A 26,048-nucleotide genomic window follows, 5' to 3' on the forward strand; every position below is an offset into this window, starting at 1 on the left:
CCCTGGATTACCCCTCTTGCGCGTCTTCGGCATCGATCGCCATCAGCACGACGTCGCCATAGATTGACTGCCTGCGATCAATGGCCCGGAAACCCGCCTTTTCATAGGCGCGGATGGCCCTGAGATTGGCGGGGTCGGGATCGATGATGACACGCGGCACGCCTTCCTCGAACAGGTCTTCGACGAACTGACGCACGATGGCCGAGCCATGGCCGATGCCGATCAGTTCCGGCCGGCCGATCGAGACATCGATGCCCAGCGTGCCGAACGGCTGATCGGCATAGGGATGGCCGTCTTCCATGTGCGGGTCATAGCTCTGCAGATAGGCGATCGGCTTTCCGTCGAGCTCAACGATCAGCGGCTCGACGGAAATCGAGTCTATGTGATCGGCAATCTCCGCGATTTCCGTCTCAGGATCATCCCACCATTCTGCAACATGCGGCTCGGCGAGCCAGCCGGCGATCATCGGCAGGTCCTTTTTGGTCACCGGCCGAAAATCGTAGCTACTTTCTTGTTTGACCATGATCTTTTCCGAAAACCGGTTCCCACCTTGCGGGGTCATGGTCTGGTTCAGGCGGCATCGAGCGTTTCGACGACGAAATTGTTGTTGGTGTAGACGCAGATATCGGACGCGATCTGCATCGCCCTGCGGGCGATCTCCTCGGCATCCTTGTCCGTATCCATCAGCGCGCGCGCCGCGGCCAGCGCATAATTGCCGCCCGAACCGATGGCCATGACGCCATGTTCTGGTTCCAGCACATCGCCATTGCCGGTCAGCGCCAGCGAGACCGACTTGTCGGCGACCAGCATCATCGCCTCCAGCCGGCGCAGATAGCGGTCGGTGCGCCAGTCCTTGGCGAGCTCGACACAGGCGCGCGTCAGTTGGTCGGGATATTGTTCGAGCTTGGCTTCGAGGCGTTCCAGCAGCGTGAAGGCGTCGGCGGTGGCGCCCGCGAAACCGGCAATCACATTGCCGCCCTTGCCGATGCGGCGCACCTTGCGGGCATTGCCCTTCATGATGGTCTGGCCCAGGCTGACCTGGCCGTCGCCGGCGATCACCACCTTGTTGCCCTTGCGCACCGTCACGATGGTCGTGGCGTGCATGGTCAATTCATTGGACATTTCTTGGCTCCGATTCGCACCATCCCTTCAAAAGGCGATTTGGCGCGGTACGAGTGACTTGATCGGCCATATGTATGCACGGGGCCAATGATTGCAAACCGCTCGATAGCGGCCGGGATCGCAACTGGCAATCGCCGGATCATGCTGCTAGAAGGCTCTCGTTTTCAAGCCAGCGAGCGCTTGAGGCCCGTGAACCGGTCACGATCTGAACCACTGGCACAAGGATAGAGTGATGGCGCCTCGTTCCGCCGATGCAAGCCGCAAGACTGGGGAAACCGACATCTCGGTGTCGATCCATGTCGACGGCTTTGGCAAATCGGACATCGCCACCGGCGTCGGCTTCTTCGACCATATGCTGGACCAGCTTTCCCGCCATTCCCTGATCGACATGACCGTCAGAGCAACGGGCGACCTGCATATAGACGACCACCACACGGTCGAGGACACCGGCATCGCGCTCGGGCAGGCCTTGACCAAGGCGTTGGGCGAGCGGCGCGGCATCATGCGCTACGCCTCGATCGACCTTGCCATGGACGAGACGCTGACCCGCGCCGCGATCGACGTGTCGGGCCGCCCCTTCCTGGTCTGGAACGTGTCGTTCTCGTCGCCCAAGATCGGCACCTTCGACACCGAACTGGTGCGCGAATTCTTCCAGGCGCTGGCGCAGAACGCCGGCATCACGCTGCATGTCACCAACCATTATGGCGCCAACAACCATCATATCGCCGAGACCTGCTTCAAGGCGGTGGCGCGCGCGCTGCGCGCCGCGCTCGAGCGCGATCCGCGCCAGCCTGACGCGGTTCCCTCCACCAAGGGTTCTTTGAAGGGATAGCCTCATGACCGCCTATGTCGTGATGGAGCCACCTGGCCGCAGCGAGAAAGTCGACACGACGACCTTAGTCCGCGACGGCTTCACCTGGCTCGGCCTGCTTGTGCCGCCGCTGTGGCTTGCCTGGCACCGGATGTGGGTCGAAGCGGCGCTCGCCTTTGTCGTCATGGGCGTGCTGTCGATGCTTGGCGAGAGACTTGGGCTCGGTGTGGCCGGCTCGCTTTTGTCGCTGCTCGTCTCGCTCTATGTCGGACTGGAAGGACAGGGCTTGCGCATCGCGGCACTGCGCCGCCGCGGTTGGCATGAGTGGGGCGTCGTCGAGGCCGGCTGGCTCGCCGACGCCGACATGCGCTATGCCCTTGAGGTCGAAGGGCTTTCGGATGAAGCGGCACCCGCGCCGCGCATCGTCCCAGATGCCGCTTTGGCGCGCCCGGCACAGCCAGGCATGGCGCTGGCGCTGACCCACATTCCGGGACGGCGCTGAGATGCGGGTTGCGATCATCGATTACGGTTCGGGCAATCTGCGCTCGGCCACCAAGGCCTTCGAGCGCGCCGCGCGCGAGGCCGGCATCGCGGCCGAGATCGACCTGACGGCCGATGCCGACCGGGTGCGGACGGCCGACCGCATCGTCCTGCCCGGCGTCGGCGCTTACGCCGATTGCGCGGCCGGCCTGCGTGCCGTGGACGGCATGTGGGAGGCGGTCGAGGACGTCGCCATCGCCAAGGGCCGGCCTTTCCTGGGAATTTGCGTCGGCATGCAGCTGATGTCCGAGCGCGGCCTCGAAAAGACCGTCACCAACGGGTTCGGCTGGATATCGGGCGACGTCAAGGAGATCACGCCTTCCGATCCGGCGCTGAAGATCCCGCAGATCGGCTGGAACACGATCGAATTGAGGCATAAGCACCCATTGTTCTCCGGCATTCCGACCGGCGCGGCCGGACTGCATGCCTATTTCGTCCACTCCTACCATCTCGACGCAAAAAAGTCGGACGAGATCCTCGCGGTCGCCGACTATGGGGGCCCGGTGACGGCCACGGTCGCGCGTGACAATCTCGCCGGCACGCAGTTCCATCCTGAGAAGAGCCAGGCGCTGGGCCTGGCGCTGATCACCAATTTCCTGCGCTGGAGGCCCTGAACCATGAGCAAGAAGGGCTATTGGCTGGTAATGCTGACGGTGACAGACCCGGAAGGATATCAGCGTTACCGCGACGCCATCGGCGACGCGGTTTCGTCTTTCGGAGGCCGCTATCTCGTGCGCGGCGGACAAGTGACCAATCCCGAAGGGTCGGAATTTGACAGGCAGGTGGTGGTCGAGTTCGACTCTTACGAAACCGCGCTCAGCTGCTATCGATCGCCAGCCTACCAGACAGCGTTGCAGAACAGGCTGGCGGCTTCGACCGGACATTTCGCGATCGTCGAGGGTGCCTGAGTGATCCTGTTTCCAGCCATCGACCTCAAGGACGGCCAATGCGTGCGGCTGAAGCACGGCGATATGGCGACCGCGACGATCTACAATGATGACCCCGCCGCGCAGGCAAAAGCCTTTGAAGAGCAGGGCTTCGAGTGGCTTCATGTCGTCGACCTCAACGGCGCCTTCCAGGGCCAGAGCGTCAACAGCGCCGCGGTAGGGGCCATCCTGAAGGCGACGAAGAACCCGGTGCAGCTCGGCGGCGGCATTCGCACGCTGGAGCAGATCGAGGACTGGCTCGACCGTGGGCTGGCCCGCGTCATCCTCGGCACGGTGGCGGTGCGCGATCCCGATCTGGTCAGGCAGGCCTGCAAGGCATTTCCGGGCAAGGTCGCGGTCGGCATCGACGCCAAGGGTGGCAAGGTGGCGGTCGAAGGCTGGGCCGAAGCCTCGAGCCTCGGCGTCATCGAACTGGCCAGGAAATTCGAGGGCGCCGGCGTCGCCGCCATCATCTATACCGACATCGACCGCGACGGCGTGCTGACCGGCATCAACTGGGACGCCACCATCGACCTTGCCGACGCCGTGTCGATCCCGGTCATCGCCTCGGGCGGACTGGCCTCGATCGCCGACATCGTGCGCATGACCATGCCCGATGCGAAAAAACTCGAAGGCGCAATCTCGGGCCGTGCCCTCTATGACGGCCGCATCGATCCCACAGAGGCGCTGGCGATCCTGCGGGGCCGGCCGGCGATGGAGGCGCGGTCGTGAAAGTTTCGCTCATCCTGGCCTCCTATGACAGCGGCCACTATCATGGCGGCATGGGCCAGGGGCCCGACGCGCTGATATCGGGCGGGCTTGTCGATGCCCTGACCCTTGCCGGCCACGACGTCACGGTCGAGGATATCGGCAGGGTCGGCGACGGCCAGGAGCGCGAGATCGCCACGGGTTTTGCCGTCTGCAACGCCGTCTCGGGCGAGGTCCGCATGGCCCGCGACAGGGGCCGGTTCCCCATCGTGCTGGCCGGAAACTGCCTGACTTCAGCCGGCGCGGTCGCCGGCGAAGGCGCCGACGCGATCATCTGGGCAGACCAGCATGGCGACCTCAACACGCCCGAGACGTCCGTCTACGGCTTTCTCGACGGCATGGCGCTGTCGACGGTGCTCGGCCTGTGCTGGCGTCCGATGGCGGCCGCCATTCCCGGCTTCAGGCCGATCGATCCCGCGCGCTGCGTGCTCCTCAACGCCCGCGATCTCGATCCGGCGGAGGAAAACCTTCTCGAAACATTGCCTGTCATCCGGACGGAATGTCCAGGCGTGGCGCAAGCGACGGAAAAACTGAAGGCCGCCGGCGCCAACAGCGTGCACATGCATCTCGATCTCGACGTGCACGACCCCAAGGCGCTGCAGGCCAACCGCTACGTCACATCGGGCGGACCGAACCCGGAGCAGCTGCGCGACGCGGCCTGCGCCATGGCGCTTGCTGTGCCGGTCGTCGGCATCACCGTTTCCGCTTACGATCCCGCCTTCGATGCCCAGGCCGATGTGCCGCCGCTGGTCGGCCAGATGCTCAACGATCTGCTTGCCACGATAGAGGGCCGCTGATGCTGAAGGCCCGCGTCATCCCTTGCCTCGACGTCAAGGACGGCCGTGTCGTCAAGGGCGTCAATTTCGTCGACCTCATCGACGCCGGCGATCCGGTGGAGGCCGCCAAGGCCTATGATGCCGCCGGCGCCGACGAACTCTGCTTTCTCGACATCACCGCTTCGTCGGACAATCGCGAGACCATCTTCGACGTCATCGCCCGCACCGCGGAACAATGCTTTATGCCGCTGACCGTCGGCGGCGGCGTGCGCCAGGTGGCCGACATCCGAAGATTGCTGCTGGCCGGGGCCGACAAGGTCTCGATCAACACGGCGGCGGTGAAGAACCCGGATTTCGTCGCCGAAGCCGCCGACAAGTTCGGCAACCAATGCGTCGTCGTCGCCATCGACGCCAAGAAAATCTCCGGCCCCGGCGAGGCCGACCGCTGGGAGATCTTCACCCATGGCGGGCGCGAGAAGACCGGCATCGACGCCGTGGAATTCGCGCGGAAAATGGTCGATCGCGGCGCCGGCGAGATCCTGTTGACCTCGATGGACCGCGACGGCACCAAGGCCGGCTATGACATCGCGCTGACCCGCGCGGTGTCGGACGCGGTGCGCGCGCCGGTCATCGCTTCGGGTGGCGTCGGCACGCTCGACCACATGGTCGAAGGCATTCGCGACGGCCATGCGGGTGCCGTGCTGGCGGCGTCCATTTTCCATTTCGGCACCTACACCATCGCCGAAGCCAAGGCGCATATGGCCAAGGCCGGCCTGCCGATGCGGCTGGACTCGCTGGGCAACAGGTCCTAGAGCATGCTCCCGAAGCCGGCTTTCGGGAAAAACCCGGCTTAAACAAGAAGATAGATCGACATGGCCGAGTTTTCGCTCTCCGACCTGGAAAAAATCGTCAGCGACCGCGCCCATTCCGGCGATCCGGATTCGTGGACGGCCAAGCTTTACGCCCGGGGCATCGACAAGGCGGCGCAAAAGCTCGGCGAGGAGGCGGTCGAGACCGTGATCGCCGCAGTCAAGGGCGACAAACAGGGCCTCGTTTCCGAAAGCGCCGATCTTATATATCATTGGCTTGTCGTTCTCGGCATCTCGGGTGTCCCGTTGAACGACGTGCTCAAGGAGCTTGAAGCCCGTACCGGGCGTTCGGGCATCGCCGAGAAGGCGTCGCGGCCCAAGGGCTGATCGGGAGGAAGGGCAGGTATCTCGATGGATCAGCTCGCGCCAACCGAGAAATACTCTCCGTTTCGCTTCTTCTCGGCCGAGCAATGGTCGCGGTTCCGCGCCGATACGCCGCTGACGCTGAGCGAGGACGAGTTCCGCCGCCTGCGTTCGCTCAACGACCCGGTCGACCTCGAAGAGGTCAAGCGCATCTATCTGTCCTTGTCGCGGCTTTTGTCGGCGCATGTCGAGGCGAGCCAGCTTCTGTTCCGGCAGCGCCAGGCTTTCTTCAACGCCGCCGACGTGGCCAAAACGCCTTTCATCATCGGCATTGCCGGTTCTGTCGCGGTCGGCAAATCGACCACGGCGCGCGTGCTGAAGGAATTGCTGGCGCGATGGCCGTCGAGCCCCAAGGTCGACCTCATCACCACGGACGGCTTCCTGCTGCCCAACGAGGTGCTGCGCCGCGAAAACCTGATGGAGCGCAAGGGTTTCCCCGACAGCTACGATGTCGGCGCGCTGCTGCGTTTCCTCTCGGGTATCAAGTCGGCGTTGCCCGATGTCCGCGCGCCGGTCTATTCGCACCTTACCTATGACGTCATCCCCGGCGAGTTCGTCACCATCGACCGGCCCGACATCCTGATCTTCGAAGGCATCAACGTGCTGCAGCCGGGCAAGCTGCCGCAGGACGGCAAGATCGTGCCCTTCCTGTCGGACTTCTTCGACTTCGCCATCTACATCGATGCCGACGAGAAGCTGATCCACAATTGGTATATTTCCCGCTTCATGCGGCTGCGCGAAACCGCCTTCCGCGATCCGGACTCCTTCTTCCACCGCTATTCGCAGCTGTCGGAGGATGCGGCCAAGGCGATCGCCGAGGGCCTGTGGACCAACATCAACCTGAAGAACCTGCGCGAAAACATCCTGCCGACGCGTGCCCGCGCCGACTTGATCCTGCGCAAGGGCGCCGACCACCTGATCGAGGAGGTGGCGCTGCGCAAGTTGTAGCCGATAGACTGGGCGTGGCGGGCGCTCCACAAGCCCGCCACGCCGCTGTTTATGTGTCAGCCATTGGCGAACGGCACGGCGACATAGATCTGGGTGTCGCCGCGCTCCACCAGAAGCAGCACCGATTTGCGTCCGGATTTGCCGGCTTGGGCAATCGCTTGGGTCACCTGCCTGGCGCTCTTCACCGGAGCCTGGTTGACGGCGACGATGACATCGCCCGGCTGGATGCCGGCAGTCGCTGCCGGCTTGTCGGGATTGACGCTCGCAACCACCGCGCCGTGCTCGTTCTCGGGCAGGTTCATCTGCTGGCGGATGTCCGGCGTGATATCCATCAAGCCAAGGCCGACGGCCGGCACGCGGGAACCCTGTTCGGTGCCCGGCGCGCTGGAGTCGTCCGTCGACGCCGTTTTCACATCGTCGCTGTTGCGTCCGACCTCCACCGAGATCTGCATGGCCTTGCCCTTGCGCCAGACATCCAGTCTCTCCTTGGCACCCGGCGCGACGTCGGCGACGGCTCGTGACAGGTCCTTGGGATCCTTGACGTCCTGCCCGGCGAAGCCGGTGATGACGTCGCCGGTCTCGACGCCGGCCTTGGCCGCGGGCGAGCCGTCATTGACCTGCGAGACCAAGGCACCGCTGGGATGGTCCAGCCCGATGGCGCTTGCCACATCCGGGGTGACGGGCTGGATCTCGACGCCGAGATAGCCGTATTCGATGTTGCCGCCCTTCATCAGCTTGGCGACCACCTTCTCAGCCTGGTCAGACGGAATGGCGAAACCGACACCGACGCTGCCGCCATTGGGCGAATAGATCGCCGTGTTGATGCCGACGACATTCCCATTGACGTCCACCAGCGGGCCGCCGGAATTGCCGTGATTGATCGGCGCGTCGATCTGGATGAAATCGTCGAAGGGCCCGCTATGCAGGTCGCGGCCACGCGCCGAGACGATACCGGCTGTTACCGTGGTGCCGATGCCGAACGGATTGCCGATCGCCAGCACCTGGTCGCCTGTCATGAGCTTGTCGGAGTCGCCCCACTTCACGGTTGGCAACGACTTGCCGGCGTTGATCTTCAGCACGGCGAGGTCGTTCTTGGCATCGTGACCGACCAGCTTGGCCGGGAGCTCCGTGCCGTCGTCGAGCGTGACCTTTATCGAGGAAGCGCCGTCGACGACATGGTTGTTGGTGACGATGGTGCCGTCGGCACCGACGATGAAGCCCGAACCGAGCGCTTCGGCCCGCGGCAACCGCTGTTGCGGAGGCGTCTTGGGAGCGGGCATGCCCTGATCGCCGAAGAACTGGCGGAAATAATCGTCGAAGGGCGAGGCGCCATCGAAGGGCGACGCTTCGTTCATTGCTTCCGGCTGTCCTTTCATGACCGTGGTCACGGTCACGACGGCCGGCTTGGTCGTGGCCACGATCGGTGCCAACGAACCCCTTGGGGCCGTGGTTCCGGCAACGGGGGTCTGCGTCGTTGCAACCGTGTTGCCCGTGCCGACGCCGTTCGCGCTGTCGGCGAATGAGACGACAAAGGGAGAAACCAGCAGCGCGGCGCCCAGCAGGGCGGCGACGCGATGCCTACGAAGAATGCTCAGGTTTGACATGGTCGTTCTGTCCGGGCGAGGGGTTGATCCGCGCCGCGGGTCTTCCTGGGAGAAGTGCCCGTCAGCGTGCCGACGGCCCGGGTTGCCTGCCTCGCCACGCATGGCAGCCGGCCGGATCGACAACAACTATCTAGGGCGCCGATCCGCGCGATTTAGGGTTTTAGCCCGACCTTACGAAGATTTAATTCAGAGTGCGCTTACGGATCGCAGATAGGCCGACGCGATTTCGCGCATGCGCCCGCCGTCGAAGCTCGGGCCGTGGCCGCCATGGCCGATCCTGATCGGCAGGTCGAGCAGCCGGCGCATCGTGTTGCGATAGGCCTCCCGGTCGGAATCCGGCAAATCGTCGATCAGCGTGTCGTCATAGATGGCGTCGCCGCTGAAAAACAGGCCGTCGGTCTCATCGAAAAGCGCGATCGAATCCGGCGAATGTCCGGGGAGATGCAGCACCCGAAACCGGCGGTCGCCTAGATCGACCACGTCGCCTTCGTCGAGCATACGCGTCAACGGTGCCGGCGCTATCGCATAGTCGGCCGACTTCCAGCCAGGCGCCGGCAATTTCGAAACGGCCCCCTCGAGATCGTGGAACATGTAGGCGTAAGTCGCGGCCTCATCCATGCTCTCGAATTGCGCTGCGCTCATCCTTGGCCCGGCCCGCAGCGGAAATTCGTGCAGCGAGCCGACATGGTCAAGGTGGATATGGGTGGCGACGACCAGAAGCGGCTTGCCTTCGGCCGTCTTTATCTCCGGCGCCAGCGGACAGATGCCCATCCCGGTGTCGACCAGAAGGTCGGCGTCGCGGCCGGTGAAATGCCAGATATTGGCGCGCACATAGTCGTGCACGAACGGCTCGGTCAGCATCGTCGTCCTGCCGTCGACGATGCGCCTGGAGAACCAGTTATCCATCAGGATGAGCCTGGGCATCAAGTGTGAGCCGGGCATCAAGCGAACCCGGCATCAGACGAACGGCTTTCCGACCTTGTATTTTTCCGGCACCAGCCGCTTGAGATAGGCCATGCCGGCCTCGGACAGCTGGTTGGCGTCGGGCTTCATGAAATCGTCGGGCATGTGACGGGTCTTGCCGGCGACGTTCTTCAGCGGCACCTTCTTCAGCACTATCTTGCTGCCATCATATTGCAACGCCACCGAGCCGCCGCCCTGTTCGGCGACGCCGACGGCAAAGGCGCCGGCATCGAAGGCCTCCTGCGCATCGACCGGGCTGATGGAGCCGACATAGCCGCGCGGCATGTAGCCGAGTGCGTCGACGCGGGCACGCTTGCCCGGCAGCCCCTCGGCCAATGCCCGTTCGAGCGCCGCCGGCAGGTCGCTGCCCGAGAGTTTGACGTTGCCGTGCTGGTCGCGCTCGAGCTTGTCCGCCGGCACCAGGCTTTCGACCAGTGCCTTGCCGTCGGCGGTGCTGACGCCTTCCGACACGGCGACGATGCAGCGCTTGTGGCGGTCGAGGGTGGCGCGCACGTCGTCGATGAAACCGGCGGCGGAGAACGGCCGCTCCGGGACGTAGACCAGATGCGGGCCGCTGTCGGAATCGAGCTGCCAGGCCGCCGACGCCGCGGTCAGGAAGCCGGCATGGCGGCCCATGACGATGCCGACATAGATGCCAGGAAGCGCGCGAAAATCGAGATCGACGGACAGGAAGGCGCCAGCGACGAATTCGGCCGCGGACATGAAGCCCGGCGTATGGTCGTTTTCCTCGAGATCGTTGTCGATGGTCTTCGGCGCATGGACGAAAGCGATCTTGCCGCCGGCGGCATCGGTCAGGATCTGCTGCGTGCCCGAGGTGTCGTTGCCGCCGATATAGATGAAGGCGTCGGCGCCCGCCTTCTGCAGGCCCTTCAGGATGACCTCGCAATAGGCGGCATCCGGCTTGTCGCGCGTCGACCCGAGGGCAGCGCTCGGCGTCCCGGCGATCAGCCGCAGCCGGTCCTCGGGGATGGCGGAGAGGTCGACATAGTTGCCGTCACGGATGCCACGCACACCGTGCAAGGAGCCCAGCACCTTGGCACCGGGATGGCGCCTGCGGATCTCCAGCGCGGCGCCCACGACCGTCTGGTTGATGACGGCGGTCGGGCCGCCGCCCTGCGCGATGACGAAAGTTCCGGCCATGCTTGATGTCTCCCTGGAGCATGACGCCGAAAGAGACGGATTCGGATTTCAGATCGAACGAACCTGAAATCATCCGGCTCTAGGCGATGGTTTTCAGGTCACCTTGGCCTGTCTTGCCGCATCGCGCAACGGGAGAAACGGAGGGCTGGACGATCACATGACGACGACGGGGTTTTTCTTCGAAACCCGGCTGTAGAGGTCGATAATGTCCTGGTTGATCAGGCGCACGCAGCCCGACGACATCGCCTGGCCGATGCTCCACCATTCCGGCGAGCCATGGATGCGGTAGCCGGTGTCCTTGCCGTCCTGGTAGATGTAGAGCGCACGCGCCCCGAGCGGATTGGTCAGGCCGCCGGGCTGGCCGCCCTGCCACTTCACCAGTTCCGGCTTGCGCTGGATCATTTCGGGCGGCGGCGTCCAGGTCGGCCACTCCCTGCCATACTGGATGTTGGCGCGGCCGGACCAGCGGAAACCGTCCTTGCCGATGCCGACGCCGTAGCGGATGGCGTCGCCACCCGGCTGGACGAGATAGAGCATGCGTTCCTTGAGATGCACGACGATGGTGCCGGGCGCCTCGCCGGTCGTATCGACGACGATCTGGCGGCGGAACTCCGGCTTGACCTTGAGATAGGGCACCTCGGGCACGTTGAAGCCGTTATCCGTCAAGGAGGCATACATGACGTCGGGGCTGGTGATGTTCTTGTCGACGCTGATCGAGGGCCGGATCGGCACCGAACCGGTGACCGTATCGTCGAGCTGCAGCGCCGGCAGATCGCCACCACCCGAGGTCGAGCAGCCGGCGACGCCGAGCAATGCCAAAGCGCCCGCCCCGGACAGGACGGCGCGGCGGGAAAGAAGAAGATCGGTTTCGACTGCGTCGCCGTTTCGTGGCGGCGTCGGACCTTGCGGCAACTCACGCATATACCCAAATCCTACGCTGTCGGCGGGAAGCACGGTCCGGCCGGATAGTGGGCATTTTCATCATTCATGGTTGATAAAGCGTGAATGCCTTGCGCTGCTTGCGTTTGCGCCTTGCCGAGGCGCCGCTCCGCCCTCCCGCGCGGTCGCCATTAAACATCTGCAAGACGTTGAAACCGTCATCAAGCTTTTTGCCGCTGGCGCAATTGACGTCGCGGTCCCGTAAGAGTCGTGCCGGTTGCCCGGCCGGAATACGCAAAAACAAGGATTCGGTCCCTTTACATTCTTCGGGAGCCAAGGATTTATCCTCTTCTTTGAGCTCAAAGGAGACGAGCATGTCCTTCGAAAACTGGGCCGCCTTCACTGCCGCGTCGACCATCCTCCTCATCATCCCGGGCCCGACAATCCTTCTGGTCGTCTCCTATGCGCTGGGCCAGGGCTGGCGCACCGCTTTGCCGATGGCCGTCGGCGTGGCGCTCGGCGACTTCACCGCCATGACCTTGTCGATGCTGGGCATCGGCGCGCTGCTTGCCGCTTCGGCTGGTGTTTTCACCATCCTGAAACTGATCGGCGCCGGCTATCTGATTTATCTCGGCGTGAAACTGTTCCGCGCCGGCGGCACGCTGAAGGCCGAACCACGCACCGACGCGGTGTCGTCGGCCAAGATGATGGCGCATGCCTGGCTGGTCACCGCGCTCAACCCGAAAAGCATCACCTTCTTCGTCGCCTTCCTGCCGCAGTTCCTCGACCGGCACGCCGACTTCCGGACGCAGATGCTGATCTTCGAGACGACCTTCCTGGCGCTCGCCTTCGCCAACGCTTTCGGTTACGCGCTGATCGCGGCACGCGCCCGCAACGTGGTCCGCAATCCCAAGGCGATCCGCATCTTCAACCGTACCGGCGGCACGCTCCTGGTCGGCGCCGGCATCGCCACGGTGGCGATGCGTTCCGGCAATTGATGTCCCGACGCGGGTGAGGCCCGGAGGGCCTCACCATTTTACGCTGAAGCCCAGATTGCCCTCGAGGATGCGGCGTTTGTCGCCGCCGAGATTGGTGGTGTAGTCGCCGGTGGCGAAGATGCTGACCTTGTCGGTCACCTTGGCGACGATACCGCCGCCGAACTCGAACGAGGTCGACCTGCCCTCCGTCGAGATGTCGGTGGTGTCGAAACTGACACGATCGGTGCCGCCAAAATCATGCCAGATATTGGCCTTGAGGTAGGGCTGCAGCGCTATGCCATTGACAACGGACTCGCCCTGCAGCCGAGCCCCGATCCGGCCGGTGACGCTGCCCTCGCTATCGAAGGAAACCGACGAGAAACGATCCTTGGCATCGTCGAGCGACAGATGCTGCCAGATCAGTTGCGCCTGCGGTTCGAGCGTCCAGCCCTGCGCCAGCGCAATGGGATAGCCGCCCTCCAGCGAGGCGGTGACACCTGTTCCGCCAATGTCGATGCCGACATCGCGCGACGACGTCGCGTCGCCGCCGAAGAAGGTGGCCATGAGGACGCCGTCGAGGTACCAGCCGCCTTGGCCGATGCGGGTCCAGTAACCGCCGACGCTGGTGCCGCTGACATCGATGCCGCCGACGGACAGATCATTCTGCCCCAGCGCCTGGCCGCGCACATCGCCCTTCATGCTGGCATAGGCGACGAACAGGCCGGCGCGATCGATCCCGCCCGACGCGGTTTCGCGTCCGAAGACGTCGAAGCCCGCCTGCAGGCCGAACAAGGTGCCGTCGAAGGACGGCGACACCGTTCCCGACCAGCCCATCTTCGCGTCCTGGCCGTAGATGCGGCCCCAGACCGGCGACAGCTCCGTGTTCGACAACAGGCTCTGTTCGCCGCGCCGCTCATGGAAGGTGCCAAGTGTCGTCATCGCCAGATGCTCGGCCACAGGCGGCACCGCGGAATAGACCGGCACCTCGACGCGATAGAGCAGGATTTCCTCCCCTGCCGCGGGCATCGGAAGATCGGGCACGGCGGTCGGGACCGGCGGGGGCGGTGGCGGTGGATCAGCCGCCGGCGCCGGCGGCGGCAGTGGCGGCGGCACGGGCACCGGATCGCTAGCCTGCACCGGCGGCGTCGGGTCGGCCGGCGGAGTGTTGATATCGCCCTCGGTCGGCGCCGGCACCGGCGGCAGCGCGGATGGCGGCGGCGGAGGTTCGGTCTCGGGCGGCACCGGTTCCGGCGCGGGTGTTGGTTCTGCCGCCGGCGGCGCCGCGGCCGGCGATGTCGGCGTTATCAGCGACGAGCGCAGATACCAGTTCTCCGCGCTGCCTGCGGTGACGCCACCCTTGAACAGATAATATTCGAAGGCGCCTGCCGCGACCGGCACGTCGAGCGCGAAGGCGCTTGAGGTGGAGGTGGCGCCGTTGACCGCCTGGACGACCATGATGCCGTCCTGCATCGTTTCGGCCCCCGCGCCGCCGACATTGACCACCGCGATGCCGGTCGAGCCGGAAGCCGTGCCGCCCGAAAGCACCAGCCTGTCCGACGCCGACGAATCATCGCCGAGCTCGGTCTGGATGAGCAGCAGGCCGCCGAGCCCGGTGTAATTGCCCGAAATCATCAGCCGGTCCGTCGCGCCGGTACTGCCATTGGTCAGGTCGATGCGGCCTGCATTGACGACGTCCGCAAGCTGGCCCGACGTCAAGGCCTGGATCGATGCGTTGAAGCCGCCGCCATAGAGCGTGCTCGCGGCATCGACATTGAGCGATCCCGTGCCGGTCCCGCTGTCTCCCAGCACGAGATTGCCGTCCAGCGTGAGCTGGGTGTCGTTGGTGGCGTCGACGGTCTCCCAGTTTTGGATCCGGCTGATGCCGTCGAGCTTGACGTTATCGAAGGTCAGCGTATCGGTGCCGAGACCGCCATTCAGCGCGTCGGAGCCGCCGAGATTGGCTTTGGTCAGGTTGCTCAGCTTTGCCGTATCGTTGTCGCCGCCGAGATCGACGGCGCCATAGATGATGCCGCCGCCATTCCACACGAAATTGTCCGCGCCGAAGCTCATCAGCACATCGCCGCCGACGGTGCCGCCCGTGATCGTCACGCTGTCGTTGCCGCCGCTGACGCTGATGTTGCCGCCGATCGTGCCGCCGGAGAGAATGATGGTGTCCTGGTCGAAGCCGGTGACCAGGTTGCGGTCGATGATGCCGCGCGACATGTTGAAATAGTTCCTGTCGAGCTTCATGTTGACGCGGCCGATGCGGCCGTCGGTCATCACGGCACGGTCGCCGTCGTCGAAGAAATCGACGATGCGCCCGCCGGTCATGGTGAAGGTGTCCAGCCCGTCGCCCTGGTTCAGCGAACCGACCTGGCCGCCGCTCATGTTGAAGTCGTCGATGCCGGCGCCCTGCTGGACATTGCCGGCGACGGTGCCGCCGCCGATGGTGAAGAAATCCGTGCCGTCGCCCTGATCGACCGTGCCGGTGATGGTGCCTGACTGCATGTTGATGCGGTCCGTGCCCGGGCCGAAGGTGACGTTACCGCTCACCTGGCCGGTGCCGCCGGCGGGAAAGTTCAGCGTGTTGTTGCCGATGGTGTCGTTGAGGCTGCCGCCCGAATCGCCACTATCGCAAGTGAAGACGTCATTGCCCGGAGACGGAACCAGCAGGCATGCCGCCGGGCCGCGGAGTTCGGCAGCAACATAAGGGTCGTAGTTGCAAGTAAGCTAATAAACCCAGCATTGATCCGCCTGGGCTTTCGCTGCGGCAAAGAAACAGCCCTGCCAATGTGCTCCGAACCGCTGTTCGGAACCTGTATTTCAAAATGCCGCATCGCGTCCCCTCTCAGATCGCGATTTCAAGCCCCTTACCCGCGCCGCAATCAAGCCACAATTCGTCCAGTTTTACAAAGCCTATTCTGTCTCCCATGGTTGATGAACTGCAAAAATGTCTGACATGCCGCGGCGCGACTCGTGAAATGGCGTAGCCGTGGCCTATGCTTTAAGATCACGCTGGACCGTGGGCATCATGCCCATCGGGCCTCGACCGGGGACTCTCGCATGGCCATCAGGGACGCATTTGGCCTGGCATTTTCGGGCGCGACGGAAGCTGGATTCGCGCCCTACGGCCAGGCCGTGCGCGAATTGCAGTGTTTCATTGGCGATCCCGTGAAATCCGTCGATCGCGCCATCGCGCAGGACCCCGGTTTTGTCATGGCGCATGTCTTCAAGGGCTACCTTTTCGGCCTTGCCACCGAACCGGGGGCGACGGCCGTGGCCAGGATCTGCCACGAGGCGGCGCTGCCGCTTGCCGCGACAACGCGTGAGCGGGCGCATGTCTCGGCCCTCGGCCACCTCGCCAACGGGCGCTGGCATCAGGCCTCCGGCATTCTGCGGGACATAGCGATCGATTTTCCGCTCGACGCCGTGGCGCTCCAGGTCGGACACCAGGTCGATTTCTTCACCGGCAACGCCCGCATGCTGCGCGACCGCATCGCCCGCGCCCTGCCGTCATGGCAGGCGGACATGCCGGGGTATCACGCCATTCTTGGCATGCAGGCCTTCGGGCTCGAAGAGATGGCTGAGTATGCGCAGGCCGAAAGGCTCGGCCGTACGGCGGTCGAGATCGAACCGCGCGATGGCTGGGCGCAACATGCGGTCGCGCATGTGATGGAGATGCAAAGCCGGCAAAGGGACGGCATCGCCTGGATGCGTACCGATCCCGAAGCCTGGACGAAGGAGAGCTTCCTCCAGGTCCACAATTGGTGGCACCTGGCGCTGTTCCACTACGATCTCGGCGAGACCGGCGAGGTGCTGGCGCTCTATGACGGGCCGATCTATGGCAGCAGATCGACGCTGGCGCTCAACATGGTCGATGCATCGGCGATCCTGTGGCGGCTTCACCTCGGCGGCGTCGACGTCGGCGACCGCTGGACGACGCTGGCCGCCAATTGGGTGCCCAAGGCCGCTGCCTCCAACTATGCCTTCAACGACGCCCACGCGATGATGGCCTTTGTCGGCGCCGGGCTCGATGCTCCGGCCCGGACCTTGCTCGAGGCACAGCGCGAGGCGATGCGGGGCGGTGACGACAATGCCGCTTTCACGCGGGATGTGGGTCATCCCCTGACGCTTGCGATCAAGGCGTTCGGAGAGGGCAACTACGCCGAAACCATCCGACTGATCCGGCCGATCCGGACCATCGCCCATCGCTTTGGCGGCAGCCACGCGCAGCGCGACGTCATCGATCTGACGCTGATAGAAGCCGCCTTGCGTGCCGGCGACGGTGCACTGGCCAGGGCGCTGACGACGGAGCGCTCGACCGTACGCCCGGACAGTCCGCTGTCGGCGCTGTTTTCGAGACGTGCCGCCGATTTGTCAGAGAATTGACCCGGAGCGGATCTTGCCTTAAAAACTGGCCCAAACATATTTTTCGGGTTCCGAAAAAAATAAGAACGTGGGAGGAAACCATGTATCTCGGCCTCGACCTGGGCACATCGGGCGTCAAGGCGCTGCTGATCGATGCCGGACAGGGCGTCATCGGCTCCGGCCATGGCACGCTTGATGTTTCTCGCCCTCATCCGGGCTGGTCCGAGCAGGATCCCCTGCACTGGATACGCGCCTGCGAAGATGCGATCGCCGACCTGAAGGCGGCACATCCCGGGCAGTTCGCGGCAGTCAAGGGCATCGGCCTGTCGGGCCAGATGCATGGCGCGACCTTGCTCGATGCGGCCGATCAGGTGTTGCGCCCCTGCATCCTGTGGAACGATACGCGCAGCCATGTCGAGGCGGCGGCACTGGACGCCGATCCGCGCTTCCGCGCGCTCACCGGCAACATCGTCTTTCCCGGCTTCACCGCGCCCAAGCTCGCCTGGGTGAAGAACAACGAACCCGCTGTCTTCGCCAAGGTGGCAAAGGTGCTTTTGCCCAAGGATTTCCTGCGGCTCTGGCTGACCGGCGACTACATGTCGGAAATGTCGGATTCGGCCGGCACATCCTGGCTCGATGTCGGCAAGCGGCGCTGGTCTTCCGAGTTGCTCGCTGCGACCTCGCTTGAGGAAAAGCAGATGCCGTCGCTGGTCGAGGGCACGGAAAAAGCCGGCGCCCTGCGCGCCGAACTCGCGTCGCGGTGGGGCATCGCGGCCGGCACTCCGGTGGCTGGCGGGGCCGGCGACAATGCGGCTTCCGCCTGCGGCATGGGCACGGTCGGCGCCGGCCACGCTTTTGTCTCGCTCGGCACATCGGGTGTGCTGTTTGCCGCCAACGCCGCCTATCTGCCCAACCCGGCCAGCGCGGTGCACACCTTCTGCCATGCGCTGCCCAACACCTGGCACCAGATGGGCGTCATCCTGTCGGCAACCGATTCGCTCAACTGGCTGTCGGAGATCACGGGCAAGGGCGCGGGCGAACTGACATCGGAACTCGGCGAGACGCTGAAGGCGCCGACCGGCGTATCCTTCCTGCCCTATCTCTCGGGCGAGCGGACGCCACACAATGATTCCGCCATTCGCGGTTCGTTCACAGGCCTGGCGCATGAATCGGGCCGCGCAGTGCTGACACAGGCCGTGCTCGAAGGCGTCGCCTTTGCCTTCCGCGACAGCCTGGAGGCATTGAAAACCGCCGGCACGACCTTGACGCGCGTGACCGCGATCGGCGGCGGCTCGCGCTCGCGCTACTGGCTGAAGGCGATCGCCACCGCGCTGCAATTGCCGGTGGATATTCCGGCTGATGGCGATTTCGGCGCTGCGTTTGGAGCGGCCAGACTTGGCCTGATCGCCGCGACCGGCGCCGATCCGCTGGCCGTGTGCTCCGCGCCGAGGACAGATGCCACGATCGAGCCGGATGCAGCTCTTGGCGGCGCCTTCGCCGATGCCTATCACCGCTACCGCGCGCTCTATCCGGCGATCAAGGCCGTAACCGCGTGAGTTGGCGCTTGTCCCATTCCTTTCGTCCGGGCGCTGGCGCTGCCCCTCACCTGCCTGCCGGCATCCTCTCCCCGTATAGAGACGGGGAGAGGGGCGCTGTCATTGCTGGTTTCGCCAATCACCAACGTCGCAGGAAAGGCGTCGAGATTGCCGCCGGCCCCCTTCTCCCCGTCACTATACGGGGAGAAGTGCCCGGCAGGGCGATGAGGGGCGGCGCCGACTTCGCCAAGCGGTCCCCTCTACAGATTGGACAAGCAACTACTGTAAGCGTGGGAGCCACTCAACTTGCCAGCAAGACCTCACTGCGCCGGCACCTTGTCGAGGAAGCCGGTGACGCTCTTCAGGCGGCCGTTCTCGATGATGCCGATATCGGTGCCTTCGATGACGGAAGCAGTGCCCTCGGGCCCGAGATTCCACGAAAATCGGATCTTGTCGGCAAAGCCGTCCGGCGTGCCCTTCAGCGAGAAGCGGAAGCCGGCAAAGCGCTGCTGGACGCCGCCGATCAGCGCCGCGACGCCTTCATGGCCGTCGCCCTGCATGAGCGGATCGCGATAGCTGACGTCCTCGGTGAAGACAGCCTTGAGCAAGGCCGCCCGGCGGTCGGCATCGCTTTCGTTCCAGGCGGTGATGTAGTTCAGGGCGATCGTGTCGAGGTCGGTCATGGTCTGTCTCCTTCGTTTGACGGTTTTGACAGGACCGTTTTCGACCAGCCTCGGCGTGAAACCAATTACGCCTGAGGTAATCGGGCAAACCTATCTTGGAGAGGAAGAGAACCATGAGCAGCGGCTTTTTCGGCGATATCCAGACAATCAAATATGAAGGACCGGATTCGACCAATCCGCTGGCCTACCGTTTCTACAATCCCGACGAAGTGGTGGCCGGCAAGCGGCTGGAAGACCATCTGCGCTTTGCCGTCGCCTACTGGCATTCCTTCGCTTGGCCGGGCGGCGACCCGTTCGGCGGCCAGACCTTCGACCGTCCCTGGTTCCCCAAGGCCGGCGGGATCGACACGATGGAACTGGCGAAACTCAAAGCCGATGTCGCCTTCGAGATGTTCTCGCTGCTCGGCGCTCCCTATTTCTGCTTCCACGACGCCGATGTGCGGCCCGAGGGCAAGGATTTCTCCGAAAGTGCGGCCCGCCTCGATGAGATCGCCGATTATTTCGCCGGCAAGATGAAGCAGACCGGCGTCAAGCTTTTGTGGGGCACGGCGAACCTGTTCTCCAACCGCCGCTTCATGTCGGGCGCGGCGACCAATCCCGATCCGGATGTGTTCGCCTACGCGGCCGCGACGGTGAAGAGCTGCATCGACGTCACCAAGCGGCTGAAGGGCGAGAACTACGTGCTGTGGGGCGGGCGCGAGGGTTATGAGACGTTGCTCAACACCGACCTTGCCCGCGAGCAGGAGCAGGCCGGCCGTTTCCTGAACCTCGTCGTCGACTACAAGCACAAGATCGGCTTCAAGGGCACGATCCTGATCGAGCCGAAGCCGCAGGAGCCGACAAAACACCAGTATGACTACGACGTCGCGACCGTCTACGGCTTCCTCAAGCGCTTCGGCCTGGAGAAGGAGGTCAAGCTCAACATCGAGCAGGGCCACGCCATCCTGGCAGGCCACTCCTTCGAGCACGAACTGGCGCTGGCCAATGCACTCGGCGTCTTCGGCTCGATCGACATGAACCGCAACGACTACCAGTCGGGCTGGGACACCGACCAGTTCCCCAACAACGTGCCGGAAATGGCGCTGGCATATTACCAGGTGCTCCAGGCCGGCGGTTTCAAGACCGGCGGCACCAATTTCGACGCCAAGCTGCGCCGCCAGTCGCTCGACCCGCAGGACCTGCTGATCGGCCATATCGGCGGCATGGATTCCTGCGCGCGCGGCCTCAAGGCGGCAGCGAAGATGGTAGAGGACAAGGCGCTGTCGGGTCCGCTCGCCGAGCGCTATGCCGGCTGGAACAGCGCCGAGGCCAAGGCGATGCTGTCGGGCAAGCGGACGCTGGAAGAGATCGCCGAGCGCGTGGTGAAGAAGAAGATCGAGCCGCAACCGCGCTCCGGTCGCCAGGAACTGCTCGAAAACATCGTCAACCGCTACGTCTGACGCTGCCTGACCGTCGGCAATCCAAGCCGGCGCACTATGCGATTCGAAAGCTTGGCGCGCGGAAACTTTCTGCGCGCCATGCTGAAATCGACGACAAGGTTTTGCCCCTTGCCGCCTCTCAATGACCTCGCTCTTGCCTTCAAACTGCCGTCACGAATCTCGTATAGGTATGGCTGGTGGCGGGAGAGGAAGAAGGAGGCGAACCGATATGCAGAACGAACGTGAAATCGACGCCCTGCTCTCACCTGGCGAGGCCGGATCGATCATCGACCGGCTGATGGCAATGCCGCATCCCAGGGATGGCGCGCGCCGGTCCAACGAATGGGATCGTGCTGTTGCCAGCCGTTTCGAGACCCATCTGGCTAGACAGATGCGCTCGCAGATCGATGGCGGCAGCGACCGGCAAAACGCCGCCTGAGCCGCCTGGATTCAACCTCGGCGAAGCCTGACAGGGGCTTCGCCAAAAGCCCTTGAAAATGCTCTCGAAAAGGCCGCGGCAGACGAGAACCCCGTCCGCCCGGCGATGTCCGCCATGGCGATCCGGGTGTCGACAACGAGCCGGCGCGCGGCGCCCAGGCGCAGCCTGAGATAGTAGGCGCCCGGCGTCTCGCCGATCGACTTGCGAAAGATGCTTTCCAGGGTGCGCGCCGTCACCCCGGCGCGCCTGGCCACCGCGTCGATGGTCAGCGGCTGGTCGACATGCGCTTCCATCAAGCGGATCGCTTGCGCCAGGCGCGGATCGTAGCCGTCGAGCCGGCCGAGCGAGACCAGCGGCTGGGCATCAGTCGCGGCACGCGCCTGGTCGTAGATGAAGACGCTGGCGACATCGAGCGCCACCGCCATGCCGAGTCGTGTGCGAATCAAGTGCAGCATCAGGTCGAAGGTCGGCGAGGCGCCGCCCGAGGTGAACACCGGCCCATCGATTACATAGCGGTCCGGCCGGACATCGACGCCGGGAAAAGCCGACGAAAAATCCTCCATGTCTTCCCAATGGGTGGTTGCGCTGCGGCCCTCCAGCAGGCCGGCGCGCGCCACCAGCCAGGTGCCGGCCTCGACGCCGCCGCACGCGCGGGCCGCCCGCGCCGCCCTCCGCAAGCCTGAAAGCAGAGCCGACGTCGCGTAATTCTGGGTGCCGAAACCGGCGACGACGACGAGAACGTCGGTCGTCTCCTTGGCGTCGAAACGGCCGCTGACCGCCACCGGCAGGCCGCAGGTGGTAACCGGCGCCTCGCCTGTCACCGAGACCAGCTTGAAATCGAACAGGGTTTCGCCGGAAATGCGATTGGCGGCCCGCAGCGGGTCGACGGCGGAGGCGACGCACATGATCGAGGAGCCGGAAAACACCAGGAACGTTACCTTGAGGGTCTCACGTTCGGCGCGAAAGACAGATTTTTCGCTTTTGATCATGTCGCCTTCGTAAAACGCAAAGCAGCTTTGATCAAGTCGAGCGATGGTAGGGGCTGTTTCGAATGGGAGGAGAGTTTCGATGCCGCTCGCGATGAACCGTGAGGTCTTCATTACCTGTGCCGTGACCGGGTCCGGCGGCTCGCAGGATCGCTCACCCCACGTGCCGCGCTCGCCCAAGCAGATCGCCGATTCGGCGATCGACGCGGCCAAGGCCGGCGCTGCCATCGTCCATTGCCATGTGCGCGACCCCGAAACCGGCAAGCCCAGGCGCGACGTGCATCTCTACCGCGAGGTGACCGAGCGCATCCGCGCGGCGGATGTCGACGTCATCCTGAACCTCACCGCCGGCATGGGCGGAGACATGGTGTTCGGCTCGCCCGAAGCGCCGCTGCCGCTCAACGAAAAAGGCACCGACATGGGCGGCGCCACCAACCGCATGGAACATGTGCGCCAGTGCCTGCCGGAAATCTGCACGCTCGACTGCGGCACCATGAATTTCGCCGAGGCCGACTATGTCATGACCAACACGCCCGGCATGCTGCGCGCCATGGGCGGCATGATGACGGCGCTCGGCGTCAAGCCGGAAATCGAGGCCTTCGACACCGGACATCTCTGGTTCGCCAAGCAACTGGTCGAGGAAAAGGTGCTCGATCCGGACGCGCTGGTGCAGCTCTGCATGGGCGTGCCGTGGGGGGCGCCCGACGACCTCAACACCTTCATGGCGATGGTCAACAATGTGCCGTCGACATGGAACTGGTCGGCTTTCGCCATCGGCCGCAACCAGATGGCCTACGCCGCTGCCGCCGTGCTCGCCGGCGGCAACGTCCGCGTCGGCCTCGAGGACAATCTGTGGCTGGACAAGGGGGTGCTGGCGACCAATGCGCAATTGGTCGAGCGTGCCGCCTCGATCGTCACCAATCTCGGCGCCCGGATCCTGGGGCCGGAAGAAGTGCGCAAGAAGCTCAACCTGACCAAGCGAGCGCCGATCGCGGCATAAAATTATTCGCAGGGAGGGTCGATATGGCTACTGTAAAATTCACCGCCATGAAGGATGGCGACAGGCAAGACTACGAGTTCCTGACCGCGCACGAGATCGACTACGCGGCCAGGACCGGCGAGCGGCTGCTCGACGCGCTGGTGCAGCTCGACGAAGGCCTGTCCGGCTACAAGATCACCCGGCTCGGCCATTCGCTGCAGGCGGCGACGCGGGCCTGGCGCGACGGCGCCGACACCGACTGGATCGCCTGCGCCGTGCTGCACGACATCGGCGACATCTACGCGCCCTACAATCACGACGAATACGCCGCTTCGATCCTTAAACCTTTCGTGCGCGAGCAATGCACCTGGGTGGTGGAAAAGCATGGCGACTTCCAGCGCCTCTATTACGCCCACCATCTCGGCGGCGATCGCCATGCGCGCGACCGTTTCGCCGGCCATGCCTATTTCGACGATTGCGACCAGTTTTGCGAACGCTGGGACCAGTCGAGCTTCGACCCTGACTATGAGACGCTACCGATCGACTTCTTCCGGCCGTTCGTGCTCGAAGTCTTCGCCCGCAAAGCCTACGACCCATCGGTCATCCGCGCCGGCGAGCGCGTGCCTCTCACCGATCCCGAAACCGCCAGGACAAGAACCGGAGCCTCTCAATGAGCATCATCAACAAGGCGGCCGCCATCGGCGGCGGGGTCATCGGCGCCGGCTGGGTGGCGCGGCTCCTGCTCAACGGCATCGACGTGTCGATCTTCGATCCCGATCCCGAAGCTTCGCGCAAGGTCTCGGAAGTGATGAAGGGCGCGCGCCGCGCCTACAAGCAGATGGTGCCCGGCGGCCTGCCGAAAGAGGGCAAGCTGACCTTCGCCAAGACGATCGCCGAGGCGGTCGCGGATGCCGACTTCGTCCAGGAAAGCGTGCCGGAACGGCTCGACCTCAAGCACAAGGTGCTGGCCGAGATCGACACCCACGCGCCGGCCAACGCCATCGTCGGTTCGTCCACCTCGGGCATCAAGCCGACCGACATGCAGGTGGCGATGAAGAAGCACCCGGAACGGCTGGTCGTCGGCCATCCGTTCAATCCGGTCTATCTGCTGCCGCTGGTCGAGATCGTCGGCGGCGACCAGACTTTCCCGGAAGCCATCGAAGTCGCCAAGGAAATCTATGCCTCGATCGGCATGAAGCCGGTCGTCATCCGCAAGGAGATCGAGGCTTTCGTCGGCGACCGCCTGCTCGAAGCCGCCTGGCGCGAGGCGCTGTGGCTGATCAAGGACGGCATCTGCACGGTCGAGGAACTCGACGACATCATGCGCTACGGCTTCGGCCTGCGCTGGGCGCAGATGGGCATGTTCCAGGTCTATCGCGTTGCCGGCGGCGAGGCCGGCATGCGCCACTTCATGGCGCAGTTCGGGCCCTGCCTGAAATGGCCGTGGACCAAGCTGATGGACGTGCCGGAGTTCAACGATGAGCTGGTCGACCTGATCGCCACCCAGTCTGACGACCAGGCGCACGGCCTGTCGATCCGCGAACTGGAAAAGATCCGCGACGACAATCTGGTCGCGATCATGGATGCGCTGTCGAAGCAGAACAAGGGCAAGGGCTGGGGCGCCGGCGCGCTGCACAAGGATTACACAAGACAGCTCGCCAAGCTGGCGGCGAAGAAGCCCGTGGCCTCAAAGGCAGCGGAAAGGGCCAGGGCCGCCAAGCCAGTGAAGAAAGCCGAAAAGCCGAAGAAAAAGAAGAAGGGCTGAGACCATGGATTTCGGTCTTTCGGAAGAGCAGAAACTCATTGTCGAGACGACGCGCGCCTTCGTCGAGAACGAGCTTTATCCGCACGAGCGCGAGGTCGAGCGCACCGGCGTGCTGCGCCGCGAGCTGATCGAGGAGATCAAGGCGAAGGCGATCGAGGCGGGCCTCTATGCCGCCAACATGCCTGCCGATGTCGGCGGCGCGGGGCTCGATACGGTGACCTGGCTGCTCTACGAGAAGGAACTCGGCCGCGCCAATTACGCGCTGCACTGGACCTGCGTGGCGCGCCCTTCCAACATCCTGCTCGCCGGCACGCCGGAGCAGCGCGAAAAGTATCTTTTCCCCTGCATCCGCGGCGAGAAATGGGACTGCCTGGCGATGACCGAGCCGGGCGCCGGCTCCGACCTGCGCGGCATGAAGGCGACCGCCGTGCAGGATGGCGACTACTGGGTGCTGAACGGCACCAAGCATTTTATCTCCCACGCCGATCTCGCCGATTTCGCCATCGTCTTCATGGCCTCGGGCGAAGAGGATTCACCGCGCGGAAAGCGCAAGAAGATCACCGCCTTCTTCGTCGACAAGGGCACCAAGGGATTCACGGTGCGCGACGGCTATCGCAATGTCTCGCATCGCGGCTACACCAACGCCATCCTCGAATTCGACGATTGCCGCCTGCCGGCATCCCAGGTTCTGGGCGAGGTGCACAAGGGCTTCGACGTCGCCAATTCCTGGCTCGGCGCCACGCGGCTGCAGGTCGGCGCCACCTGCCTCGGCCGTGCCGAGCGAGCGCTCGGCCATGCGGTCGAATATGCCGCGCAGCGCCAGCAGTTCGGCCAGCAGATCGGCAAGTTCCAGGGCGTGTCGTTCAAGCTCGCCGACATGGCGACGGAACTGAAAGCCGCCGACCTGATGGTGTTCGAAGCGGGCTGGAAGTACGATCAGGGCACCGTCACCGACCAGGACATGGCCATGGCCAAGCTGAAGGCCACCGAAATGCTCGCCTTCGTTGCCGACGAGGCCATCCAGATCCATGGCGGCATGGGGCTGATGGATGACCTGCCGCTGGAGCGCATCTGGCGCGACGCCCGCGTCGAGCGCATCTGGGAAGGCACGTCGGAGATTCAGCGACATATTATTTCGCGGGCGCTGCTGCGCCCGTTCGGGGCTTGA

The 26,048-nt window shown here is 64.4% G+C and carries 27 protein-coding genes and 1 pseudogene; 18 read left to right on the top strand and 10 right to left on the bottom strand.

The genetic code is table 11. The features are described from left to right. Nucleotides 1-7: 7 nt before the first annotated feature. Nucleotides 8-523 (bottom strand): GNAT family N-acetyltransferase, encoded by a 516-nt coding sequence (locus tag FJ954_RS01830; protein ID WP_140660219.1) that lies wholly within the window; start codon nucleotides 521-523, stop codon nucleotides 8-10. Nucleotides 524-570: 47 nt separating this feature from the next. Next, nucleotides 571-1,122: an ATP-dependent protease subunit HslV gene (hslV, locus tag FJ954_RS01835; protein WP_015314580.1), complete on the bottom strand. Its 552-nt coding sequence runs from the start codon at nucleotides 1,120-1,122 to the stop codon at nucleotides 571-573. Nucleotides 1,123-1,354: 232 nt separating this feature from the next. Here hslV and hisB point away from each other — a divergent pair, with 232 nt between their 5' ends. From hisB to coaA, 9 genes are read left to right on the top strand one after another with little or no spacing between them, the layout of a single operon-like run. After that, a complete protein-coding gene (gene hisB, locus FJ954_RS01840; protein ID WP_140660220.1) occupies nucleotides 1,355-1,954 on the top strand; it encodes an imidazoleglycerol-phosphate dehydratase HisB in 600 nt (199 codons plus the stop codon). A gap of 4 nt (nucleotides 1,955-1,958) precedes the next feature. Continuing rightward, complete coding sequence (locus FJ954_RS01845) at nucleotides 1,959-2,435, top strand: DUF2628 domain-containing protein (RefSeq protein ID WP_140660221.1); 477 nt, start codon at nucleotides 1,959-1,961, stop codon at nucleotides 2,433-2,435. 1 nt (nucleotide 2,436) lies between these two features. After that, nucleotides 2,437-3,087: an imidazole glycerol phosphate synthase subunit HisH gene (gene hisH / locus FJ954_RS01850; protein ID WP_140660222.1), complete on the top strand. Its 651-nt coding sequence runs from the start codon at nucleotides 2,437-2,439 to the stop codon at nucleotides 3,085-3,087. Between the two features lie 3 nt (nucleotides 3,088-3,090). Next, the gene (locus FJ954_RS01855) at nucleotides 3,091-3,381 is read left to right on the top strand and encodes a DUF1330 domain-containing protein (RefSeq protein ID WP_140660223.1); all 291 of its coding nucleotides are present in this window, start codon (nucleotides 3,091-3,093) and stop codon (nucleotides 3,379-3,381) included. Further along, on the top strand, nucleotides 3,382-4,131 hold the full coding sequence (hisA, locus tag FJ954_RS01860; protein ID WP_140660224.1) for a 1-(5-phosphoribosyl)-5-[(5-phosphoribosylamino)methylideneamino]imidazole-4-carboxamide isomerase: 750 nt from the start codon (nucleotides 3,382-3,384) through the stop codon (nucleotides 4,129-4,131). It abuts the gene before it with no gap. Then, the gene (locus FJ954_RS01865; RefSeq protein WP_140660225.1) at nucleotides 4,128-4,964 is read left to right on the top strand and encodes an arginase family protein; all 837 of its coding nucleotides are present in this window, start codon (nucleotides 4,128-4,130) and stop codon (nucleotides 4,962-4,964) included. The genes hisA and FJ954_RS01865 overlap by 4 nt, the downstream gene beginning before the upstream one ends. Further along, the gene (gene hisF, locus FJ954_RS01870) at nucleotides 4,961-5,755 is read left to right on the top strand and encodes an imidazole glycerol phosphate synthase subunit HisF (RefSeq protein ID WP_181177739.1); all 795 of its coding nucleotides are present in this window, start codon (nucleotides 4,961-4,963) and stop codon (nucleotides 5,753-5,755) included. Before FJ954_RS01865 ends, hisF begins: the two co-directional genes overlap by 4 nt. Nucleotides 5,756-5,815: 60 nt before the next feature. Further along, nucleotides 5,816-6,139: a phosphoribosyl-ATP diphosphatase gene (locus tag FJ954_RS01875; RefSeq protein ID WP_015314588.1), complete on the top strand. Its 324-nt coding sequence runs from the start codon at nucleotides 5,816-5,818 to the stop codon at nucleotides 6,137-6,139. A gap of 24 nt (nucleotides 6,140-6,163) precedes the next feature. Continuing rightward, entirely contained in the window at nucleotides 6,164-7,123 is a 960-nt protein-coding gene (gene coaA, locus FJ954_RS01880) for a type I pantothenate kinase (RefSeq protein WP_140660227.1), read from the top strand. A gap of 56 nt (nucleotides 7,124-7,179) precedes the next feature. Here coaA and FJ954_RS01885 read toward each other — a convergent pair whose 3' ends face one another. The 5 genes from FJ954_RS01885 to FJ954_RS01905 all read right to left on the bottom strand — a co-directional run bounded on the left by FJ954_RS01885 (nucleotide 7,180) and on the right by FJ954_RS01905 (nucleotide 12,106). Next, nucleotides 7,180-8,727: a DegQ family serine endoprotease gene (locus tag FJ954_RS01885; RefSeq protein WP_140660228.1), complete on the bottom strand. Its 1,548-nt coding sequence runs from the start codon at nucleotides 8,725-8,727 to the stop codon at nucleotides 7,180-7,182. A 186-nt stretch (nucleotides 8,728-8,913) separates the two neighbouring features. Then, nucleotides 8,914-9,633 carry an MBL fold metallo-hydrolase gene (locus FJ954_RS01890; RefSeq protein WP_140620608.1) on the bottom strand — a complete coding sequence of 240 codons (720 nt, stop codon included), beginning with the start codon at nucleotides 9,631-9,633 and terminating at the stop codon, nucleotides 8,914-8,916. Between the two features lie 51 nt (nucleotides 9,634-9,684). Beyond that, nucleotides 9,685-10,851, bottom strand: coding sequence for a diphosphate--fructose-6-phosphate 1-phosphotransferase (locus FJ954_RS01895; RefSeq protein WP_015314592.1), 1,167 nt, complete (start codon nucleotides 10,849-10,851; stop codon nucleotides 9,685-9,687). A gap of 153 nt (nucleotides 10,852-11,004) precedes the next feature. Then, on the bottom strand, nucleotides 11,005-11,772 hold the full coding sequence (locus tag FJ954_RS01900; RefSeq protein ID WP_140620583.1) for a L,D-transpeptidase: 768 nt from the start codon (nucleotides 11,770-11,772) through the stop codon (nucleotides 11,005-11,007). Between the two features lie 64 nt (nucleotides 11,773-11,836). Then, entirely contained in the window at nucleotides 11,837-12,106 is a 270-nt protein-coding gene (locus FJ954_RS01905; protein ID WP_140660229.1) for a hypothetical protein, read from the bottom strand. On the opposite strand from FJ954_RS01905, the gene FJ954_RS01910 reads away from it, so the two are divergent. Beyond that, nucleotides 12,105-12,728 carry a LysE family translocator gene (locus tag FJ954_RS01910; RefSeq protein WP_140660230.1) on the top strand — a complete coding sequence of 208 codons (624 nt, stop codon included), beginning with the start codon at nucleotides 12,105-12,107 and terminating at the stop codon, nucleotides 12,726-12,728. The two genes, FJ954_RS01905 and FJ954_RS01910, sit on opposite strands and share 2 nt — an antisense overlap. Nucleotides 12,729-12,758: 30 nt before the next feature. On the opposite strand, the pseudogene FJ954_RS01915 reads toward FJ954_RS01910, so the two are convergent. Further along, nucleotides 12,759-15,544, bottom strand: a pseudogene (locus FJ954_RS01915) (autotransporter outer membrane beta-barrel domain-containing protein). Nucleotides 15,545-15,770: 226 nt separating this feature from the next. Between FJ954_RS01915 and FJ954_RS01920 the strand changes: the two are divergent. Both FJ954_RS01920 and xylB read left to right on the top strand, forming a co-directional pair. Further along, nucleotides 15,771-17,096 carry a tetratricopeptide repeat protein gene (locus FJ954_RS01920; protein WP_140660231.1) on the top strand — a complete coding sequence of 442 codons (1,326 nt, stop codon included), beginning with the start codon at nucleotides 15,771-15,773 and terminating at the stop codon, nucleotides 17,094-17,096. Nucleotides 17,097-17,176: 80 nt separating this feature from the next. Then, nucleotides 17,177-18,631 carry a xylulokinase gene (xylB, locus tag FJ954_RS01925; protein WP_140660232.1) on the top strand — a complete coding sequence of 485 codons (1,455 nt, stop codon included), beginning with the start codon at nucleotides 17,177-17,179 and terminating at the stop codon, nucleotides 18,629-18,631. A gap of 299 nt (nucleotides 18,632-18,930) precedes the next feature. On the opposite strand, the gene FJ954_RS01935 is transcribed toward xylB, so the two are convergent. After that, nucleotides 18,931-19,293 (bottom strand): nuclear transport factor 2 family protein, encoded by a 363-nt coding sequence (locus FJ954_RS01935; protein ID WP_015314598.1) that lies wholly within the window; start codon nucleotides 19,291-19,293, stop codon nucleotides 18,931-18,933. A 113-nt stretch (nucleotides 19,294-19,406) separates the two neighbouring features. Here FJ954_RS01935 and xylA point away from each other — a divergent pair, with 113 nt between their 5' ends. Together xylA and FJ954_RS01945 are read left to right on the top strand one after the other, a co-directional pair. Beyond that, nucleotides 19,407-20,732, top strand: coding sequence for a xylose isomerase (gene xylA / locus FJ954_RS01940; protein WP_015314599.1), 1,326 nt, complete (start codon nucleotides 19,407-19,409; stop codon nucleotides 20,730-20,732). A gap of 208 nt (nucleotides 20,733-20,940) precedes the next feature. Next, complete coding sequence (locus tag FJ954_RS01945; protein WP_015314600.1) at nucleotides 20,941-21,150, top strand: hypothetical protein; 210 nt, start codon at nucleotides 20,941-20,943, stop codon at nucleotides 21,148-21,150. Between the two features lie 11 nt (nucleotides 21,151-21,161). Here the strand turns inward: FJ954_RS01945 and FJ954_RS01950 are convergent, their stop codons facing one another. Then, nucleotides 21,162-22,139: a GlxA family transcriptional regulator gene (locus FJ954_RS01950; protein ID WP_015314601.1), complete on the bottom strand. Its 978-nt coding sequence runs from the start codon at nucleotides 22,137-22,139 to the stop codon at nucleotides 21,162-21,164. 79 nt (nucleotides 22,140-22,218) lie between these two features. Between FJ954_RS01950 and FJ954_RS01955 the strand changes: the two genes are divergently transcribed. Genes FJ954_RS01955 through FJ954_RS01970 form a run of 4 tightly spaced genes read left to right on the top strand, consistent with a single transcriptional unit; the run spans nucleotide 22,219 to nucleotide 26,048 of the window. Then, on the top strand, nucleotides 22,219-23,136 hold the full coding sequence (locus FJ954_RS01955; RefSeq protein WP_023772124.1) for a 3-keto-5-aminohexanoate cleavage protein: 918 nt from the start codon (nucleotides 22,219-22,221) through the stop codon (nucleotides 23,134-23,136). A 23-nt stretch (nucleotides 23,137-23,159) separates the two neighbouring features. Beyond that, nucleotides 23,160-23,789 (top strand): HD domain-containing protein, encoded by a 630-nt coding sequence (locus FJ954_RS01960; RefSeq protein ID WP_140660233.1) that lies wholly within the window; start codon nucleotides 23,160-23,162, stop codon nucleotides 23,787-23,789. Next, nucleotides 23,786-24,880, top strand: a complete 1,095-nt coding sequence (locus FJ954_RS01965; protein WP_140660234.1) for a carnitine 3-dehydrogenase — start codon at nucleotides 23,786-23,788, stop codon at nucleotides 24,878-24,880. Before FJ954_RS01960 ends, FJ954_RS01965 begins: the two co-directional genes overlap by 4 nt. 4 nt (nucleotides 24,881-24,884) lie before the next feature. Further along, nucleotides 24,885-26,048, top strand: a complete 1,164-nt coding sequence (locus tag FJ954_RS01970) for an acyl-CoA dehydrogenase (RefSeq protein WP_140660235.1) — start codon at nucleotides 24,885-24,887, stop codon at nucleotides 26,046-26,048.

Origin of the sequence: Mesorhizobium sp. B2-3-15 (genome assembly GCF_006442875.1) — a bacterium.
Taxonomy (GTDB): Bacteria; Pseudomonadota; Alphaproteobacteria; order Rhizobiales; family Rhizobiaceae; genus Mesorhizobium; species Mesorhizobium australicum.